Here is an 18,972-nt window from a genome sequence, read left to right on the forward strand (position 1 = left end):
CGATGTCCACCGCATTCGACCGCACGGCCCCGACACTGCTCACCACAGCGCCTCAGCCGATCCGCTGGAATCGACCCCTGCTCGCACTCGCCGCCATCATGGCTCTGCTCACCGTCTTCGCGCTCATCGCACGCTTCGTGAGTCCTGTGGAGATCACGGGCCTCAACCAGTGGGACAAGCCACTGAAGTTCTCCCTCTCCGTCATCATCTATGCCGTGACCTGGTCGTGGTTGCTCGGGCAGTTGCAGCGCGCTCAGCGCATCGCATGGATCGCGGGGACGGTGATCGCCGTAACGCTCATCGTCGAGATGGTGGTGATCGTCTGGGCCGCCGCCTCCGGACAAACCAGCCACTTCAACGTCTCGACGCCGCTCAACACGACCATGTGGGCGGTGATGGCCGTATCAATCAGCATCCTCTGGGGTGCCACATTCGTCGGCGCTGCACTCCTGTTTTTCAGCCGGCTCGGCGATCCCGCGCGCGCCGTCGCCATCCGCTCGGGCGCAGTGATCTGCCTGCTCGGGCTCGCACTCGGTTACCTCATGACCGACCCCACCGAAGCGCAGCTGAAGGACTTCCAGGGCATCGCCGGAGCACACGCCGTCGGCGTCGCCGACGGCGGACCGGGTCTGCCGATCCTCGGATGGAGCACCGTCGGCGGTGATCTGCGCGTACCGCACTTCGTCGGGATGCATGCGCTGCAGGCTGTCCCGCTCGTGCTCATCGCTCTCGAACTGCTGTCCCGCCGGCTGACCCTGCTGCGTGACGTGCGCCTACGCGTGCGGCTCGTCTGGATCTCTGCGGTCTCGTACCTGGGGCTCGTCGTGATCGTCACCTGGCAGGCGCTCCGCGGCCAGTCCATCGTGAACCCGGACGGCCCCACCCTGGCTGCAGGCGCGTCACTCGCCGTTGCCGCGACGGTCGCGGTACTCGTCGTCATCGCTCGTGGAGCCCGTCGCGGCACTGCCGTGCCAGCCGAAAGGGAGACCCACTGACCGGCCGAGGCTGACAACACCCTCAGGGGCGTGGAAACCGAGCACGGAACCGCTTCAGCGGACGCGCCGTGTGCTGCATCGTCGTGCCGAAGGCGGGAGGCCGGACGCAGAACGCCCGGCCGGTGGACCCGGCCGGGCGTCCTGCAGTGTTTCTCGGGCACGCCCCCGGCCTAGAGGGCTGCTTCCCCCCGCTCGCCGGTGCGGACGCGGACGGCCTCCTCGACCGGGATGACCCATACCTTGCCGTCGCCTGCACGGCCCGTGTTGGCGGTGGAGACGAGGACGTCGACGATGTCGGTGACCCAGGCGTCCGCGACGAGGACCTCGACGCGCGCCTTCTGCAGGAGATCCACGGTGTACTCGGCGCCCCGGTAGACCTCGGTGTGGCCGCGCTGGCGGCCGTAGCCGCTGGCCTGGCTGACCGTGAGGCCCTGGACGCCGTAGTTCTCGAGGGCTCCCCGGACGCCGTCGAGCTTGTCGGGACGGACGATCGCTGTGACCAGTTTCATGAATGTACGCCCTCCGTGACGTTGTGCTGGGTGGTCTGAGGCTCTGCTGACTTCCGCTGCCCGAACATCTGCTCGGCGAAGGGGTGGAAGGACCCACCCACCCCGAGCCCGCCGAACTCGTAGGCGGTCTCGGCGTGCTCCGAGAGGTCGACGCCGGACACCTCGCTGTCGGAGCTGATGCGGAAGCCGATGGTCTTGTGGATGGCCAGGCCGATGATCGCGGTCATGACCGCGGACAGGGCGATGGCGATCGCCGCCGCCACGACCTGGGCGACGAGCTGGCCCGGGCCGGCGCCGTAGAACAGTCCACCGGCCCCGTCCACGGGGATCATGATGAACCCGAGGGACAGCGTGCCGATGATCCCGGCGACGAGGTGGACGGCGACGACGTCGAGCGAGTCGTCGAAGCCCAGGCGGTACTTGATGCCGACGGCGAGGGCGCACAGTGCACCCGAGACGATGCCGAGGCCGACAGCGCCCACCGGGCTGACGTTGGCGCAGGCGGGGGTGATGGCCACGAGGCCGGCGACGATGCCGGAGGCTGCGCCGAGGGAGGTCGGCCTGCCGTCGCGGATGCGTTCCGTCACGAGCCAGCCCACCATCGCGGCGGCGGGAGCGGCCATGGTGTTGACCCAGATGAGGCCGGCCTCCTCGGCGGAGCCCGCCGCGCCGCCGTTGAAGCCGAACCAGCCGAACCACAGCAGGGCCGCGCCGAGCATCACGAACGGGATGTTGTGGGGGCGCTGCGCGGGGTCCTTGCCGAAGCCCTGGCGCTTGCCGAGGATCAGGGCGAGGACGAGCGCCGCCACACCGGCGCTGATGTGCACCACGGTGCCGCCCGCGAAGTCCACGGCCTCGCCGACGGCCCCACCCACGGCGCCGTCGGCGCTGAGGAGCCCGCCGCCCCACACCATGAAGGCGAGGGGGCAGTACACGGCCGTGACCCAGAGGGGCACGAAGAGCGTCCAGGCGCCGAACTTGGCGCGGTCGGCGATCGCGCCGCTGATGAGCGCCACCGTGATGATGGCGAAGGTGGCACCGTACCCGGCGCCGATGAGGTCCTCGGTGCCGATGAGGTTCGTCAGGCCGAAGGAGGTGAACGGGTTGCCGAAGAGCTGCGCGACGCCGTCCCCGCCCGTCATGGAGTAGCCCCAGAGGACCCAGACGATCCCCACGAGTCCGACGGCGATGAAGCTCATCATCATCATGTTGAGGGCGGCCTTGGCGCGGGTCATGCCGCCGTAGAAGAAGGCGAGGCCGGGGGTCATGAGTAGTACGAGGGCGGCTGAGATCATCACCCAGACGTGGCCTGCTGTCAGATCCATCGAACGCTGTCCTTCCGAAGAGAGCGGGGACTTCCCGCCCTTCCAGAATGCGTTGTACGTGTTTCCGGCTGCTGGGTGTCGTGTTGCGCGCAGGTTACGGGGATCGGGTCCGCGTAAAAGACACGTGACACGGATGTTTCGGTCAGGTTTCGCGGCGGCCGGCGGGGCCGTCCACGGCCGCTGCGGCGCTCGACAGACCCTGCGGACCCCTAGGCGAGCAGGGCGTCGACGAAGCCCTCGGCGTCGAACGGGGCGAGGTCGTCCGCGCCCTCGCCGAGGCCGATCAGCTTGACCGGGACGCCGAGGCTGCGCTGGATGGCGACCACGATGCCGCCCTTCGCCGTCCCGTCGAGCTTGGTCAGGACGATGCCGGTGATGTTCACGACCTCGGCGAACACGCGGGCCTGGTTCAGGCCGTTCTGCCCGGTCGTCGCGTCGAGGACCAGGAGGACCTCGTCGACGGTGCCCTGCTTCTCGATGACGCGCTTGACCTTGCCGAGCTCGTCCATGAGGCCCACCTTGTTCTGCAGGCGCCCGGCGGTGTCGATCAGGACGACGTCGACCTCCTGTTCGATGCCCGCCTTCACGGCCTCGAACGCGACCGACGCGGGGTCGGCGCCGTCGACGTCGGACTTGACCGTCGGCACGCCGACGCGCGCCCCCCACGTGGCCAGCTGCTCGGCGGCGGCGGCGCGGAAGGTGTCCGCTGCCCCGAGGATGACGTCCTTGTCGTCGGCGACGAGCACCCGCGCCAGCTTCCCGACGGTGGTGGTCTTGCCGACGCCGTTGACGCCGACGACCATCACGATGGCGGGCCGGTCGGCGTGGCGCAGCGTCGCGAGCGAGCGGTCCATCGACGGGTCGACCAGTTTGACGAGCTCCTCCCGGAGCATGTTCCTGACCTCCACGGCATCACGGCTGCCGGCCACCTTGACGCGCTCGCGCAGGGCGTCGACGAGCTCCATGGTCGGCTCCGTGCCGAGGTCCGCCAGGAGGAGGGTCTCCTCGACCTCGTCCCAGACGTCCTCGTCGATCCGGTCGCGGGACAGCAGGGCGAGGAGCCCCTTGCCGAGGGCGTTGTTGGACCGCACGAGGCGGGCGCGCAGGCGGGCCAGCCGGCCCTGCACGGGGTCGACCGTGTCGAACTGCGGCAGGGCGGGCGCCTCGTCGAGACCGCTGAGGTCGTCGGGGACCAGCACATCGGTGGTCACGCCGTCCGGGCGGTCGAGGACGTCGGTGGACGTCGCGCCGTGGGCGCCGCCGGACTCCAGGTCATCGGGATCGCGCGGCGACGGGTAGAGCCCCGGGGGCGTGCGGCGGCCGCGGACGAGGAGGGTCGCGACCGACCCGATCACGACGATCGCGAGGATGACGAAGATGACAGGCAGGAGGAGTTCGTTCACCGATCCACCTTCTCATACGGGCCGATTGAGCATCCCGGCGCGCGGGTGACAGAATTCAGGGACCATGGCCGGATTCCCTCGCGCGCGCACCCCTTCCCCGCAACGACCCGGGCAGGCGGACCGCGAGCGGATCCCCCGCGAGATCAGGGTGCTCATCGCGGCGGCATTCGTCATCGCCATCGGCTTCGGCCTGGTGGCCCCGATCCTCCCCCAGTTCGCCCGGAGCTTCGACGTGGGGGTCACGGCGGCCTCGGTGATCGTCAGCGCGTTCGCCTTCACCCGGCTGGTGTTCGCGCCGGCGGGCGGGTGGCTCGTGGAGCGGCTCGGCGAGCGTCCCGTGTACATCGTCGGCCTGCTCATCGTCGCCCTGTCCACCGCGGCCTGCGCGTTCGCCGGCGACTACTGGCAGCTCCTCGTCTTCCGCGGCCTCGGCGGCATCGGGTCGACGATGTTCACGGTGTCGGCGATGGGCCTGATCGTCCGGCTCGCGCCGCCGTCCATCCGGGGGCGTGTCTCGGGAGCCTACGCGACCGCCTTCCTGCTCGGGAGCATCGGCGGCCCCATCCTCGGCGGGCTGCTCGCCGGGTTCGGGCTGCGCGTGCCGTTCCTCGTCTACGCGGGGGCACTCCTCGTCGCGTCGGCCGTGGTCTTCTTCCAGCTCAAGGGCACCTCGCTCGCGGACCGCCAGGCGGCCCGGGACATCGCCCCCCTGACCGTCCGCGACGCCGTCAGGGACTCCGCCTACCGCGCGGCCCTCGTGTCCAGCTTCGCCAACGGGTGGTCCTCGTTCGGCATCCGCATGGCCCTCGTGCCGCTGTTCGCCGCCGCGGTGCTGGGCGCCGGGCCGCAGATCGCCGGCATCTCCCTCGCGTTCTTCGCCGCGGGCACGGCGCTCGCCCTGACCGTCTCCGGACGCCTGGCCGACACCGTCGGCCGGAAGCCCCTCGTGATCACCGGGCTGCTGGTCAACGGCGCCGCGATGGCGGCACTCGGGTACTCGGGGGACGTGGTGGTGTTCCTCGCCGTGTGCGTGGTGGGCGGCGTGGGGACGGGCCTGCTGAATCCGGCGCAGCAGGCCGCCGTCGCGGACGTCATCGGCAACGGCCGCAGCGGCGGGAAGGTGCTCGCCGGCTTCCAGATGAGCTCCGACCTGGGGGCGATCTTCGGCCCCGTCGTGGCGGGCATCATCATCGACCGGCTCTTCGTCGGCTCCTACGACCTCGCCTTCGTGGTGACCGGCGGCCTCGCCGTCGTCGCCGCGGGAGTGTGGCTCGCCGCGCGGGAGACACTTCCCGCGGCGGCACGCCCGGCACCGGACGGCCCGGCTAGCTGAAGGTCGGTTCCATCGCCGCGTCCAGGCGCTGGCTGATCACGGTGGACACGCCGTCGCCGCGCATCGTGACGCCGTAGAGCGCGTCCGCCACCTCCATGGTGCGCTTCTGGTGCGTGATGATGATCAGCTGGCTGGACTCCCGCAGTTCCCGGAAGATCGTGAGGAGGCGGCCCAGGTTGGTGTCGTCGAGGGCGGCCTCCACCTCGTCCATGACGTAGAACGGTGAGGGCCGCGCCTTGAAGATCGCGACGAGGAGTGCCACCGCCGTCAGGGAACGCTCGCCGCCCGAGAGCAGGGACAGCCGCTTGATCTTCTTGCCCGCCGGCCGTGCCTCGACCTCGATCCCCGTGGTGAGCATGTCCGAGGGGTCCGTGAGGACCAGCCGGCCCTCACCGCCCGGGAACAGCGTCGCGAAGACGCGCTCGAACTGCTCGGCCGTGTCGCGGTAGGCCGCGGTGAAGACCTGCTCCACCCGTTCGTCGACATCCCGGATGATGTCCAGGAGGTCCTTGCGGGTGGCCTTGAGGTCGGCCAGCTGCTCGCTGAGGAACTGGTGCCGCTCCTCGAGCGCGGCGAACTCCTCGAGCGCCAGCGGATTCACCTTGCCGAGGGCCGCCAGGTCCCGTTCGGCGCGCCGGAGCCGCTTCTCCTGCTGCTCGCGCACGAACGGCACGCCCACCGGCACGGGGTTGCCGTCGTCGTCGACGGGTGCCCGCAGCGCGGCCCACTTGTCCTCCGGCACCGCGTCGGCGGGTACGGGCAGGTGCGGGCCGAACTCGTCGACGAGGTGGTCCGGGGTCAGTCCGAGCTCCTCGATGGCGCGGTTCTCGAGGGCCTCGATCCTGAGCCGCTGCTGCGTGCGGGCGATCTCGTCGCGGTGCACGGAATCGGTCAGCCGCGCGAGCTCGACGGCGAGGTCCGCGGTGACCCTGCGCACCTGGCGGAGTTCGGCGTCCTGCTGGTCGCGCAGGCGCTCGGCGGCGTCACGGTGCTCGGCGGCCGCGGCCGCGGAGGAGGCTGCAGCGTGCTCGGCCCGGCGTGCGGCCGTGGCGACGGCAGCGGCCGTGCGGGCCTGCGCCGCGCGGATCCTCGCCTTCTCGGCGGCTTGCTCCCGGGCGCGGCGCTCGGACCGGGCGGCGCGCTCGAGCGATGCGGCGCGGTTGGTGAGCGCCGCGAGCTGCTCCTCCCGGCCGCGGAGTGCCAGGCGGGCCTCGAGTTCGGCCTGCCGGGCGTCGACGGCGGCGCGCTGCAGGGCATCGCGCTGCTCGGTGGAGGGCTCGGCCTCGACCGGCTGCTCCTGCAGGTCCTGCAGGCGCCGGGCGGCCTCCTCGAGTCTCGCCTCCTCCTGGACGAGGTTCGCCTCGGCGGCGCGCACCAGGGCCGCGAGGCGCTCCGCCTCGCCGGCGGCCGAGCGGAGGGTCGCGTTCAGCTGGCCGAGCTTCTCGGCGCCCGCCGCCATGCGGGCGTCGGATTCGTGGAGGCGCTCCAGGGCCGCGTCCACGCGCTGTTGGGCGCCCTCCCGGCGTGCGGACACCGCGGACAGCCGGAACCGCAGGCGCTCGGCCGCGGCGGCGGCCTCCGCGAGGTCCGCCTCCGTCCGATCGGCCGCTGCCCGCAGTTCGAGATAGCCGGCGGCCCCCGGCGTCCCACCGCGCGCGGTGTGGTCGGACAGCAGGTCACCGTCACGCGTGACGGCCACGGACGCCGTCCCGTCCTCCACGAGGCGGGCGGCCAGGGCAAGGTCCTCGACGACGATGACACCGGCCAGGAGCTCGTCGACGGCTGGGCGCGCAGCGGCCGGAACGGCCACGACGGCGAGGGCAGGTACCGGTGCGTCCCTGGTCGTGGGTGCCGGAGCTGCCGGGGCTGCAGGGGCTGTCGCGGGTCCGGGCCGGGAGGAGCGCTCGTGCCCCGGGACGCCGGGTGCGACGACGAGCGACACCTGCCCGGCGTCGTCGTGCTTGAGGAACTCCAGGGCGCGGACGGCAGCCGGGACGCTGTCGACGGTGACGGCGTCCGCGGCGTGGGCGAGTGCCGCGGCGACGGCCTTCTCGAAGCCCGGCGCCACGTGGAGGAGCTGCGCGAGCGGCGGGCCCACACCCTCGAGCGCCGCGGCGAGGAGTGCCGCCGAGCCGTCCCGCTGCTGCAGGCCCTCCCGCTGCGCCTCGAGCCTGGCCGCGAGGGCGCCGCGCGCACGGTCGGCCGCACGCTCCTCCCCGACGAGCGCCTCCCGCTCCTCGGTGGCGGCCGCCAGGACGGCGGCGGCGTCCTCGTACTCGGCGTCGAGCCCCTCCTCCCCCAGTTCGGCGCCGGCCACCTGGGTCTCGAGGGCCGCGAAGTCCCGTTCGGCGGTCCGGCGCCGTTCCTCGGCGGCGGTGATCGACGCGCGGAGGCGGCCGAGCTCGGCGACGGCGGACTCGACGCGGGAGCGCGCCGCTCCCACGGTCCCCGCGAGCCGTGCATCGCCCTCGCGCCGGTCCGCCGCAGCCCGGAGCAGGCGCGCGAGCCGCGCGTCCTCGGCGGAGGCGGCCTCCTCGGCCGCCCGGCGGGCAGCGAGGGTGTGCTCGAGGGCACGGCCGAGCGACGCGACCTCCCCCTGCAGGACCCCCACCTCGGTACGGACACGCTCGGCCTGCCGGTCCAGGTGGTCGGGATCGCGGCCCTGGTCCGGTTCGGCGCCGCCCTGCCCGAGGAGGTGGCCCCGGTCCTCCGCCCGCGCGGCGAGTGCCGCGAGCTTCTCCCGGACGCTCGAGAGCGCGTACCACGTCTCCCGGGCACGGTTGAGCGCCGGGACGGACGCGGCGGCGGCCTGCTCGAGGTGCGCCTGGCGTTCCTGGGCGGCCCCGAGCTCCGCCTCGACCTCCTCGCGGCGCGCCTGCAGCGCCGCCTCGGCCGCGGTGTCGCGGGCGAGGCCCGCCCGCAGGGTGACGAGGTCGTCGGCGAGCAGGCGCGAGCGCGCGTCCCGCACGGCGAACTGCACCTGCTGGGCCCTGCGCGCCACCTCGGCCTGCTTCCCGAGGGGTGTCAGCTGCCGACGCAGCTCCGCGGTGAGATCGGAGAGCCGCGCGAGGTTCGCCTGCATGGCATCGAGCTTCCGGACGGTCTTCTCGCGGCGGCGGCGGTGCTTCAGGATCCCGGCGGCCTCCTCGACGAAGCCGCGCCGGTCCTCGGGTGTGGCGTGCAGCACCCTGTCGAGCTGGCCCTGCCCGACGATGACGTGCATCTCCCGGCCCAGCCCGGAGTCGGAGAGCAGTTCCTGGATGTCGAGCAGCCGGCAGCTCCTGCCGTTGATCGCGTACTCCGAGCCGCCCGCCCTGAAGAGCGTGCGGCTGATGGTGACCTCGGTGTACTCGATGGGGAGGGCGCCGTCGCTGTTGTCGATGGTGAGCGACACCTGCGCCCTGCCCAGGGGGGCCCGGCCGGCCGCGCCGGACGTGCCTGCGAAGATGACGTCCTCCATCTTGCCGCCGCGCAGTGTCTTGGCGCCCTGCTCGCCCATCACCCAGGCGAGTGCGTCCACGACGTTCGACTTGCCGGAGCCGTTGGGCCCCACGACGGCGGTGACGCCGGGTTCGAAGTCGAACGTGGTCGCCGAGGCGAAGGACTTGAACCCTCGCACGGTTAGACTCTTCAGATGCACGGTGTCAGGATCTCCAGGTGGTGTAGGACCTCCCTAATCTACTGGAACCCACCGACGGTGCCGGGCACCGGGCACGGAGCGGGGACCGCTCGGAGCCGGTGGGAGGCGACGTATCGGAGGTCCCGGCCGCACGCCCGGCCGAATTCGACGTGACCCGCCACCGCAGTGCGAAGTAGGCTTACAAAAGTTTCAGCAGTATTCAGAGCGTCCAGGCCGATCCATCCGTGGGTCCTTCACGGCCACGCACCGGCGCTGACAAGACGAGGCAGGAAATTTGACCGGTAACGCGACGTTCCGACATGACAACACGGCCTTGCTCGCCGTCACGAGTGTGGAGGCGCCGGTAGTCGTCAGTTCCGCAGAGTTCGACGAGCGGCTCGCCCCCAGCCTCAAGAGGCTCCGCCTCTCCAAGCGGCTCCTCGAGCGCGTGGCGGGCGTCACGGAGCGGCGATGGTGGTCCCCGGGGTCCGACTTCGACGATGCCGCCATCGAGGCCGGCGCGAAGGCGATGGCGGAGGCCGGTATCGAACCGGGCGACGTGGGCCTGCTCATCAACACCTCGGTGACCCGGCGGAACCTCGAACCGTCCGTCGCCGTGAAGATCCACCACTCGCTGGGGCTCCCGTCCTCGGCCATGAACTTCGACCTCGCCAACGCGTGCCTCGGCTTCGTCAACGGCATGACCCTCGCGGCCAACATGATCGATTCGGGGCAGATCAAGTACGCCCTGATCGTCGCGGGCGAGGACGCCCAGCGCACGCAGGAGGCGACCTTCCGCCGCCTCAACCGCGAGGATTCGACGCGCGCCGACTTCCTGGCCGAGTTCGCGACCCTCACCCTCGGGTCCGGCGCCGCGGCCGCCGTCATCGGCCCGGCCGACCTGCATCCGGGTTCGCACCGCATCCTGGGCGGCGTGTCCCGTGCCGGGACGCAGCATCACGAGCTCTGCGTGGGCGGGATCGACGGCATGTACACCGACACCAAGGGCCTGCTCGACGGCGGCCTGGAGCTCGTGGTCACCGCGTGGCACGAGGCGCAGGCGGACGGCTGGGCCTGGGATTCCATGGACCGCTACGTCACCCACCAGGTCTCCAACTCGTACACCAACGCCATCATCAAGGCCGTGGACCTCGAGCGCGAGCGCGTGCCCATCACCTTCCCGCACTGGGGCAACGTGGGGCCGGCATCGCTGCCGATGACCCTCGCCCAGGAGTCGCAGTCGCTGGCCCCCGGGGACCGCGTGCTGTGCCTAGGCGTCGGCTCGGGCCTGAACACCTCGATGATGGAGCTTGCGTGGTAGCACTCCCCGGCGTCGATCCCTCGTGGTCGGCACGCATCGACGTGCCCTCGACCAGCGACGCCGACGCCCCGGGCACCACGCACCGGTGGCACTACCTCGACAACGGCGCCGAGCTCGCGGGCCCCGTGAAGGGCACGCTGCTGTGCGTGCACGGCAACCCCACCTGGTCCTACCTGTGGCGCAGCTACCTGGCCGCAGGACGCGACGCCGGCTGGCGCGTGATCGCCGTCGACCAGCTGGACATGGGCTACTCGGACCGGACCGGGGTGTTCCGCAGGCTCGCCCACCGCATCACGGATCTCGAGGACTTCGTCGCCGCCGTCGGCCTCACCGGGCCCGTGGTCACGGTCGGCCACGACTGGGGCGGCGTCGTCAGTCTCGGCTATGCCGACCGCAACCGGGACTCCCTGGCCGGCGTCGTGCTCACCAACACGGCGGTCCACCAGGACGGGGACCGCCCGATCCCCGCGCCGCTCCGCCTCGCCCTGGCACCCGGCGTCCACCGGCTCGGGACGCGGACCAGCACCGCCTTCCTCGACGTCACGCTCGGCCTCGCCCGGCCCGCGCTCGACCGCGACGTCCGCCGCGCCTTCCGCGCCCCCTACCGGTCCGCGACGGACCGCCAGGGCATCGCGGACTTCGTCTCGGACATCCCCGCCGACCCCTCGCACCCGAGCTACCCGGCACTCACCGCGACGGCGGAGGGCATCCGCAGCCTCGACGTCCCCGTCCTGATGATGTGGGGCCCGCACGATCCGATCTTCTCGGACACCTACCTCGAGGATCTCGCCCGGCGGCTGCCGCACGCGGACATCCACCGCTTCGAACACGCGGGCCACCTCGTGCAGGAGGACGCCGATACGGCGTCGACCGCGATGGAGTGGCTCGCCGCGCGTTCCGTCGGCACCGGCACCGTCACCGACGCGGCCGCAGAGGCGGCCGGCTCCGACGCCGTCCCGTACGCGCCCCTCGGCCGTCGCCTCACCGACCTGGCGCGCAGCCCCGAGGGCTCGACGACGGCGGTCGCCGAGATGACGTCCACCGGCGCCCCGCGCATGCTGTCCTGGCGGCAGCTCGACGACGACGTCGCAGCCGTCGCCGCCGGACTCACCGCGCTCGGGTACGGCCCAGGCACCCGGGTCAGTCTCCTGGTACCGCCCGGCGTGGACCTCACCGTCCTGATCTACGCGTGCCTGCGGATCGGCGCGGTGATCGTCGTCGCCGACGCCGGACTCGGGGCCCGCGGCCTCAGCCGGGCGGTCAGGGGCTCCGCGCCCGACGTCGTGATCGGCATCGAACGTGCCCTCCTCGCGGCCCGCGCCTTCGGCTGGCCCGGCCGCCGCATCGGCGTGGGTGCCCTCCCGGCGGCGAAGCGGAGGGCCCTCCACGTGGAGGCCTCCCTCGGCGATCTCCGCGCCGCCCATCCCGCCCCGGACCTCCCGGCGCCCGATCCCGACGCCGATGCGGCGATCCTGTTCACCTCGGGTTCCACCGGTCCCGCCAAGGGTGTGGTCTACACGCACCGGCAGCTCTCCGCGATGCGCGACGCCGTCGAGCGCACCCTGGGCTTGGGACCGGGGACCGCGCTCGTGGCCGGGTTCGCGCCCTTCGCCCTCCTCGGTCCCGCACTCGGCGCGACGTCGGTGACCCCCGCCATGGACGTCACGGCCCCGCGGACGCTGACGGCCCGGGCGCTGGCTGCGGCCGCCGGCGCCGTCGACGCGACCGTCGTGTTCGCCTCGCCCGCAGCCCTGCGGAACGTCCTGGCGACGTCGTCCGACCTCGACGCCGACGGCCGGCGCGCCCTCGGCCGGATCTCCCTCCTGCTGTCGGCCGGCGCGCCGATCCCCGTCCCGCTCCTCGACGCCGTGCAGGCCCTCGTACCCGCGGCCGCCCTCCACACGCCCTACGGGATGACGGAATCCCTCCTCGTCGCGGACATCGACCTGGCCGGCATCCGGGCCGCCGCGGCGTCGCCCGCCGAGGGCGCAGGGAACGGCGTGTGCGTGGGCGTGCCCGTCCACGGGGCCCGCGTGGCCGTCAGCCCGCTCGACGGCGCCGGCGCCGCGACCGGCGCACCCGCCGTGACGCCGGGTGTCACCGGTGAGATCCTGGTCGACGCCCCGCACGTCAAGGACCGGTACTTCCGGCTGTGGCGGACGCAGCAGGACGCGGCGAGGACCGGGCCCTGGCACCGCACGGGTGACGTGGGCCACTTCGACGCCGAGGGTCGCCTGTGGGTCGAGGGCCGGCTGGGCCACGTCATCACCTCCGCCGCGGGCGTCCTGACGCCCGTCGGGCTCGAGCAGGTGCTGGAGACCCTCGACGGCGTCCGCCTGGCCGCCGTCGTCGGCGTCGGACCCGCCGGCACGCAGGCCGTCGTCGCGGTCCTCGAGACCGACACGGCAGGTGCCCGTCCGCGGCTGGCGGACGCCGCGCTGGCCGCCGCGGCCCGCACGGCAGCGAGCGGGCGCGGCGTGGACCTCGCGGCCGTCATCGCGGTGCCGGCGCTGCCCGTGGACGTCCGCCACAACGCGAAGATCGACCGCGCCCGGATCGCCGCGTGGAGCGGCCGCTTCCTGTCCGGCGGGCGGGCGGGCTCCCTGTGACGGTCCTCGTGACCGGCGCGAGCGGCATGCTCGGGCGCGCCGTCGCGCAGCACCTGATCACCGACGGGCACGACGTGCGGTGCTTCCAGCGCCGCCCCTCCGGCGTCCCGGGCGCGCAGGACTCCCTCGGGTCCATCGAGGATCCGGACGCCGTCACGGCCGCGGTGCGCGGCTGCACGGCGGTGATCCACCTGGCGGCGAAGGTCTCCTTCACGGGCGCCGCGGCGGACTTCGACCGCGTCAACGTCGAGGGCACGAGGCGCCTGCTCGACGCGGCGCAGGACGCCGGCGTGACAGACGTCGTGCAGGTCTCCTCCCCCTCCGTCGCGCATTCCGGCTCGTCCCTCGTCGGCGCTCCCGCCGGCCCCGCCGATCCTGCCTCGGCGCGCGGCGACTACGCGCGCACGAAGGCAGCCGCGGAGCTGTTGGCCCTCGGCCGCTCCGGGCCGGGGTTCCGCGTCGCCGCGGTGCGCCCGCACATCGTGTGGGGTCCGGGCGACACGCAGCTCGTCGAGCGCGTCATCGACCGTGCGCGCCGCCGGCGCCTGCCCCTGCTCGACGGCGGCACCGCCCTCATCGACACGACCTACGTGGACAACGCGGCCTCGGCGATCGTCGCCTGCCTGCGGCGCATCGAGGCCGCCCGGGGGCAGGCGTTCGTGGTCACGAACGGCGAGCCGCGGCCCATCGCGGAGCTCCTGGCCGGGATCTGCCGAGCAGGCGGGGTGGCGCCCCCGGCATGGTCCGTTCCGGGAGCGCTCGCCCGCGGCGCGGGGGCCGTGATCGAGCGCGCCTGGCTCGCCGCGGGCCGCACCGAGGAGCCTCCCATGACCCGTTTCCTCGCCGAACAGCTCTCCACCGCGCATTGGTTCGACCAGCGGCGCACGCGCGAGGTCCTCGGGTGGGAGCCGGACATCGGCATCGACGAGGGCTTCGAGCGGCTGGCCCGCCACTACGCGCGCTAGGGGCTGCGGAGCGACGCGGTCAGGCGCCGCGTGCGGCCAAGACCTCGAGATAGTGCGGATTGTGCATGAGGCCGAGCACGTTGCCGAACGGGTCCACCACGGACGCCGTCGTGAACCCGCCGGTCCCCCGTTCCGTCACCGCCTCGTACTCGGTGGCGCCCAGCCGGAGCAGCCTGTCCAGCGTCCCGGTCAGGTCGTCGACGTGCCAGAACATGACGGCGCCACCCGGGCCGAGGGACGCGCCCGGCGGGCCGTACCTCCGGTCGATGAACCCGAGCTCGTCCTCGTCGTCGCCCACCCGGAACTCGAGGTAGGCGGGAGGGTCGGGCGGCGGCGGGAACGCGTAGTACGGCTCCATCCCCAGCACGTCCGTGTACCAGTTCCGGGCGGCGGCGAGATCGTCGGCGTAGAAGGTGACGGTGGCGAATCCTCGAAACATGGGTGCTCCTCCGGGTAGGGGTGACCCGCCGGAATGTACACCCGAACCCGGGTACGGCAAAGGGCGGGGTGCTCGGCACCCCGCCCTTCCTGCGTCGCTACCGGCCTTCGCCGCCGGTCTGCACCGCCCGTCCGCCTTAGCGGGTGTAGTAGCCGTCCACGGCCATGACGCCGACCGGGTGCACCTGCGTGCCCTGCGACGGGTTCAGCGCGCTGACCATCTGGCCGTTGCCGAGGTAGATGCCCACGTGGCTGCCACCGTTCTGGCTCACCAGGTCACCCGGCTGGGGGTTGCTGGTGGGCCGCAGGGCGGCGAACTGAGCCCACGTGGTGCGGGGCAGGCTGATGCCCTGCTGGGCGTAGACCCACTGGACGAAGCCGGAGCAGTCCCAGGCGCCGTAGGAGGTGCCGCCGTAGACGTAGCCCGAGCCGACGCCCTGCATCGCCGTGCCGGCGATGCCGGAGAGCGAGGCCGCCCTCGGCGCGATGGAGGCGGCTGACTGCGTGCTGAGTCCCGTGGAGTTGCCCGGGGCCGCCGTGGTGCTCGCGGGGACGGCCTGGACCGACACCGACTGGGCGGAGTACTGCTGCGGAGCGGACTGCTGCGGGGCGATGGAGCCGCCCAGCGAGATGGCCTGGCCGGGGTAGATGACCGAGCTGTAGCCGAGGCCGTTGGCCGCGAACAGCGTCTCGAGGCTGACGCCGTGCGAGGAGGCGATGCTGCCGAGCGTGTCGCCGGCCTGCACGGTGTAGGTGCCTGCCGCGGTGGTGCTCGCTGCGGACTGCTGGGTGTCGATGCTGATCTCGCCGGCTGCGCTGGCGGGCAGTGCCGCACCGAACAGGAGGCCGGACGCGGTGACGACGACCGCGGCGGGCTTGCCGGCGACGGACGCGGTCGCGGTGACGGCGCGGGAGGCGGTGACGAGGGGGTTGGTGCGCGTGGGGACTGCCCGGTGGCGCGCGGTATGGCTCTTGGACATGCTGTTGCCTTTCCCAATGCCTGCGAAGTTAGCTGTCGGGTTCGGATGGGACATCCGGACACGCACCTGCCGACCATTGCCCCCAAGCTGGTCGACGCGTGTCTTTACCCCTAGGACTCGTCGAAGAGTCCGCTACTGGTTCCCCCGCCCCTGTCGAATGGTTTGTGCGAACGGTCCATCCTCATCGACAGGGTTCGGCAGAAAGAGGATGGGCGCCCCGCCGTGGTGGCGCGGGCACGGCTTCCACGGTACGCGAGGGGTCCCGGATTGTCACGTTTGGATCACGAGGGAAAGATCACGTCCCGCATCACGTCCTGCACTCCCCGGGAGGGCTACATCCTCGCGTTGCGCGGTCTCGGCTGGCAGTGCGGGCAGAGGTAGGAGGACCGGTTCATGAAGGACTCCCGGCGGATCAGCGTGTGCCGACCCTCGGCCGCGCACCGGCGGCAGGGCTGCCCGGCACGGCCGTAGGCCTCGAGGTCCCGCGCGAAGTAGCCCGAGGCGCCGTTGACATTCACGTAGAGCGCGTCGAAGCTCGTGCCCCCGGCCGCCAGGGCGCGGGTCATGACGTCGGTGGCCGCCTCGACGATGCGCTGGGTGTCCGGGCGCCGCAGCGTATCGGTGGGCCGGGCGTAGTGGAACCGGGCCGCCCACAGGGCCTCGTCGGCGTAGATGTTGCCGATGCCGGAGACGAGTCCCTGATCGAGCAGCGCGCGTTTGAGTCCGGTCCTGCGCGTGCGGAGGCGTCGGTGGAAGGCCTCGGGGTCGAATGCGGGGTCGAGGAGGTCGCGTGCGATGTGCGCGGCCTGATGCGGCACGAGGGGCAGGCCGCCCTCGCCCAGCCCTCCCGGGTGGCCGTCCCCGGTGGGCTGCAGGTCGGCGACGAACATGCCGCCGAAGATGCGCTGGTCCACGAAGCGCAGCTCGGCGGGCAGCGGTACGCCCTCCTCGTCGAGCGCGGCGGAGAGGGTCAGGCGTACCTTGAGGTGCTTCTCGCGCGGCGCGGCGGGCTCCTCGATGAGGAGCTGCCCGCTCATGCCGAGGTGCGCCATCAGGGCGACATGCGGCGGGGCGTCCGCGCCGGCGGGGTCCGCCAGGACGAGCCAGAGGAACTTCCCGCGGCGCACCACATCGGTGACGCGCGCCCCGGTGACGTTGCCGACGAAGTCCTCGACGCCGTCGACGTGCCGCCGGAGCGACCGGGGGTCGACCACCTCCACGTCCTCGATGGTGCGTCCGGTCACCCAGCGGGCGAGGCCGCGGCGGACCACCTCGACCTCGGGCAGTTCAGGCACTCAGGAGCCGTCGAGCGCGTCGGTGGGGTCTCCGGTCCCGTGCACGGACCCGGCCCCTTCGGTGAGCAGCTTCCAGGACGCCGCCGCCGCGGCCTGCTCGGCTTCCTTCTTCGACGGTCCGTGCCCGGAACCGTAGCCGACGCCGCCGATCAGCAGGCGCGCCGTGAAGGTGCGGGCATGGTCGGGGCCGGTGCCCTCCACCTGGTAGTCGATGAGCCCGAGCCGCCGGCCGGCCGCCGTCTCCTGGATGCGGGTCTTCCAGTCCGTACCCTCGCCGAGGACCGCGGAGTCGCGGAGCAGGGGCCCGATGAGCCGCATGACCATGGCACGGGCGGTCTCGATGCCGTGGCTGAGGTACGCGGCGCCGATCACGGCCTCCATCGTGTCCGCGAGGATCGACGCCTTGTCCCGCCCGTTCGTCAGCTTCTCGCCCTGCCCGAGCAGCACGTAGCTGCCGAGGTCGAGGGTGCGTGCGACGCCCGCCAGGGCCTTGGTACTGACGACGGCGGACCGCCGCTTGGCGAGCTCGCCCTCGGACAGGCCCGGGTTGTCCCGGTACAGGGCATCGGTGACCGAGAGCCCGAGCACCGAGTCGCCGAGGAACTCGAGGCGCTCGTTGGTCGGGATCCCGCCCTTCTCGTAGGCGTAGGACCGGTGGGTCAGGGCAAGACGAAGCGTCTCGGTGTCGATATCGACACCGAGACGCTTCGTGAGTTCTTCTGTATTCTTCACAACCGCATCAGCCGGCGCATCGGTCGGGGTACCCGCCGGCGCTCGCACGCGGCGGGACGGATCCGATGTCAGACGTCGGCGACCTTGCGTCCCTTGTACTCCAGGAACAGCGGCGTGCCGGCCGAGTCGGTGACAACCTTGGCCTGGTGGGCGAGGCTGTAGGTGACGCGACCGTTCTCGAGGGTCTTGACCAGCTTGGGGGCGGTTGCCTTCCACTGGGACCGGCGTGCACGGGTATTCGCGCGGGACATCTTCCGCTTCGGGACAGCCACGGCTAACTCTCTTCTCTCTCGTCTGACTCTGACTTTGGTGCCGCGTCGTTCTCTGCGGCGGTGCCGGTCAGCCCGGCGAGGGCCGACCAGCGAGGGTCCAATACTTCATGGTGGTGGTCCGGATCGTCATTGAGCCGGGCTCCGCATTCGGAGCACAGACCTTTGCAATCCTCCCGGCACACCGGCTGGAATGGCAGCGACGTGACCACTGCATCCCTCAGCACGGGTTCCAGATCGACCGAATCGTTCTCCACCCTGTGCTGTTCCTCGTCCTCCTCCACCGACAGCGACTCGGAGTCGCTGTAGAAGAAGAGTTCCTGGACATCCACGTCGTGCTCGTACCGCAGTGGCTCCAGGCAACGGCCGCACTCGCCGGTTACTTCGACGTTCGCCGTTCCCGACACCAGGATCCCCTCGTGCACCGATTCGAAGCGCAGATCGAGCTCCATGTCGGAGCCCTCCTGCACGCCGATCAGGGCGACACCGAAATCCTTGGGTGCCGGCACATGTTCTTCGACTGTCCGCATGCTGCCCGGACTGCGTCCGAGATCCTTGACGCTGAACGTCAGGGGCGAACTGAGATCGCTTTTGATGGTGACTCCTGTAGAACATATGACCGACGTACTATCTTACCCTGACGATCCGGGCTGACCCAAAACGCCGACGCCCTCCGCGCTCAGGCCTCGGGCCTCAGCCGGGCGAGGACTGCCTCCGGGACGAGGGCGCCGATATCGCCGCCGAGCCCCGCGACCTCCTTCAGCAGCGTCGAGGAGACGTGCGCGAAGTCCGTGCCGGTGGGCAGGAACACCGTCTCGATGTCCGCCAGGTGCCGGTTCATCGTGGCCATGGGGCGTTCGTAATCGAAGTCGAGGCTCGACCGCAGCCCCTTCACGAGCGCTACGGCGCCGTGGTCCCGGCAGAACTCGGCGACGAGGCCCTCCCCCATCGCCCGCACGCTCACCCCCGGCAGGTGCGCGAGGCTCTCGGTGCAGAACGCCATGCGCTCCTCGATCCCGAACCGGTACTTCTTGGCGTAGTTCGTCGAGACCGCGACGATCACCTCGTCGAAGAGGCGGGCGGCTCGGCTGATGACATCGATGTGCCCGTTGTGGAGGGGGTCGAAGGACCCGGGGCAGACGGCGCGGCTCATACCCCCACGGTACCCACCCGGGAGCG

16 protein-coding genes and 1 riboswitch are annotated in these 18,972 nt (G+C 72.0%); of the genes, 5 read left to right on the plus strand and 11 right to left on the minus strand.

Translation table 11 applies throughout. The features are described from left to right. Positions 1-2 precede the first annotated feature (2 nt). Positions 3-995 (plus strand): hypothetical protein, encoded by a 993-nt coding sequence (locus tag V6S67_RS10760; protein ID WP_334210243.1) that lies wholly within the window; start codon positions 3-5, stop codon positions 993-995. Positions 996-1,165: 170 nt separating this feature from the next. On the opposite strand, the gene V6S67_RS10765 is transcribed toward V6S67_RS10760, so the two are convergent. The 3 genes from V6S67_RS10765 to ftsY all read right to left on the minus strand — a co-directional run bounded on the left by V6S67_RS10765 (position 1,166) and on the right by ftsY (position 4,232). Next, positions 1,166-1,504: a P-II family nitrogen regulator gene (locus V6S67_RS10765; protein ID WP_043445797.1), complete on the minus strand. Its 339-nt coding sequence runs from the start codon at positions 1,502-1,504 to the stop codon at positions 1,166-1,168. Continuing rightward, complete coding sequence (locus V6S67_RS10770) at positions 1,501-2,829, minus strand: ammonium transporter (protein WP_334210244.1); 1,329 nt, start codon at positions 2,827-2,829, stop codon at positions 1,501-1,503. The genes V6S67_RS10765 and V6S67_RS10770 overlap by 4 nt, the downstream gene beginning before the upstream one ends. A gap of 209 nt (positions 2,830-3,038) precedes the next feature. Next, positions 3,039-4,232 carry a signal recognition particle-docking protein FtsY gene (ftsY, locus tag V6S67_RS10775; RefSeq protein ID WP_334210245.1) on the minus strand — a complete coding sequence of 398 codons (1,194 nt, stop codon included), beginning with the start codon at positions 4,230-4,232 and terminating at the stop codon, positions 3,039-3,041. Between the two features lie 64 nt (positions 4,233-4,296). Here ftsY and V6S67_RS10780 point away from each other — a divergent pair, with 64 nt between their 5' ends. Next, positions 4,297-5,565: an MFS transporter gene (locus V6S67_RS10780; protein WP_334210246.1), complete on the plus strand. Its 1,269-nt coding sequence runs from the start codon at positions 4,297-4,299 to the stop codon at positions 5,563-5,565. Here the strand turns inward: V6S67_RS10780 and smc are convergent. Next, complete coding sequence (smc, locus tag V6S67_RS10785; protein WP_334210247.1) at positions 5,558-9,205, minus strand: chromosome segregation protein SMC; 3,648 nt, start codon at positions 9,203-9,205, stop codon at positions 5,558-5,560. The two genes, V6S67_RS10780 and smc, sit on opposite strands and share 8 nt — an antisense overlap. Positions 9,206-9,479: 274 nt before the next feature. Here smc and V6S67_RS10790 point away from each other — a divergent pair, with 274 nt between their 5' ends. Genes V6S67_RS10790 through V6S67_RS10800 form a run of 3 tightly spaced genes read left to right on the plus strand, consistent with a single transcriptional unit; the run spans position 9,480 to position 14,079 of the window. Beyond that, positions 9,480-10,505, plus strand: coding sequence for a 3-oxoacyl-ACP synthase III (locus V6S67_RS10790; protein WP_334210248.1), 1,026 nt, complete (start codon positions 9,480-9,482; stop codon positions 10,503-10,505). After that, entirely contained in the window at positions 10,499-13,114 is a 2,616-nt protein-coding gene (locus tag V6S67_RS10795; protein WP_334210249.1) for an alpha/beta fold hydrolase, read from the plus strand. Before V6S67_RS10790 ends, V6S67_RS10795 begins: the two co-directional genes overlap by 7 nt. Next, complete coding sequence (locus V6S67_RS10800) at positions 13,111-14,079, plus strand: NAD-dependent epimerase/dehydratase family protein (RefSeq protein WP_334210250.1); 969 nt, start codon at positions 13,111-13,113, stop codon at positions 14,077-14,079. The genes V6S67_RS10795 and V6S67_RS10800 overlap by 4 nt, the downstream gene beginning before the upstream one ends. 19 nt (positions 14,080-14,098) lie before the next feature. Here V6S67_RS10800 and V6S67_RS10805 read toward each other — a convergent pair whose 3' ends face one another. The 7 genes from V6S67_RS10805 to coaD all read right to left on the minus strand — a co-directional run bounded on the left by V6S67_RS10805 (position 14,099) and on the right by coaD (position 18,946). Further along, complete coding sequence (locus V6S67_RS10805) at positions 14,099-14,518, minus strand: VOC family protein (protein WP_334210251.1); 420 nt, start codon at positions 14,516-14,518, stop codon at positions 14,099-14,101. 136 nt (positions 14,519-14,654) lie between these two features. Continuing rightward, positions 14,655-15,497, minus strand: coding sequence for an NlpC/P60 family protein (locus V6S67_RS10810; RefSeq protein WP_334210252.1), 843 nt, complete (start codon positions 15,495-15,497; stop codon positions 14,655-14,657). Positions 15,498-15,499: 2 nt separating this feature from the next. Continuing rightward, positions 15,500-15,676: riboswitch (cyclic di-AMP (ydaO/yuaA leader) on the minus strand. 153 nt (positions 15,677-15,829) lie between these two features. Beyond that, on the minus strand, positions 15,830-16,792 hold the full coding sequence (gene mutM / locus V6S67_RS10815) for a bifunctional DNA-formamidopyrimidine glycosylase/DNA-(apurinic or apyrimidinic site) lyase (RefSeq protein WP_334210253.1): 963 nt from the start codon (positions 16,790-16,792) through the stop codon (positions 15,830-15,832). Then, complete coding sequence (rnc, locus tag V6S67_RS10820) at positions 16,793-17,524, minus strand: ribonuclease III (RefSeq protein WP_334210254.1); 732 nt, start codon at positions 17,522-17,524, stop codon at positions 16,793-16,795. It abuts the gene before it with no gap. 68 nt (positions 17,525-17,592) lie between these two features. Beyond that, on the minus strand, positions 17,593-17,796 hold the full coding sequence (gene rpmF, locus V6S67_RS10825) for a 50S ribosomal protein L32 (protein ID WP_043445822.1): 204 nt from the start codon (positions 17,794-17,796) through the stop codon (positions 17,593-17,595). Between the two features lie 2 nt (positions 17,797-17,798). Beyond that, positions 17,799-18,365 (minus strand): YceD family protein, encoded by a 567-nt coding sequence (locus tag V6S67_RS10830; protein WP_334211576.1) that lies wholly within the window; start codon positions 18,363-18,365, stop codon positions 17,799-17,801. Positions 18,366-18,472: 107 nt separating this feature from the next. Continuing rightward, positions 18,473-18,946, minus strand: a complete 474-nt coding sequence (coaD, locus tag V6S67_RS10835) for a pantetheine-phosphate adenylyltransferase (RefSeq protein WP_334210255.1) — start codon at positions 18,944-18,946, stop codon at positions 18,473-18,475. Positions 18,947-18,972 lie beyond the last annotated feature (26 nt).

Origin of the sequence: Arthrobacter sp. Soc17.1.1.1 (assembly GCF_036867195.1) — a bacterium.
GTDB lineage: Bacteria > Actinomycetota > Actinomycetes > Actinomycetales > Micrococcaceae > Arthrobacter_D.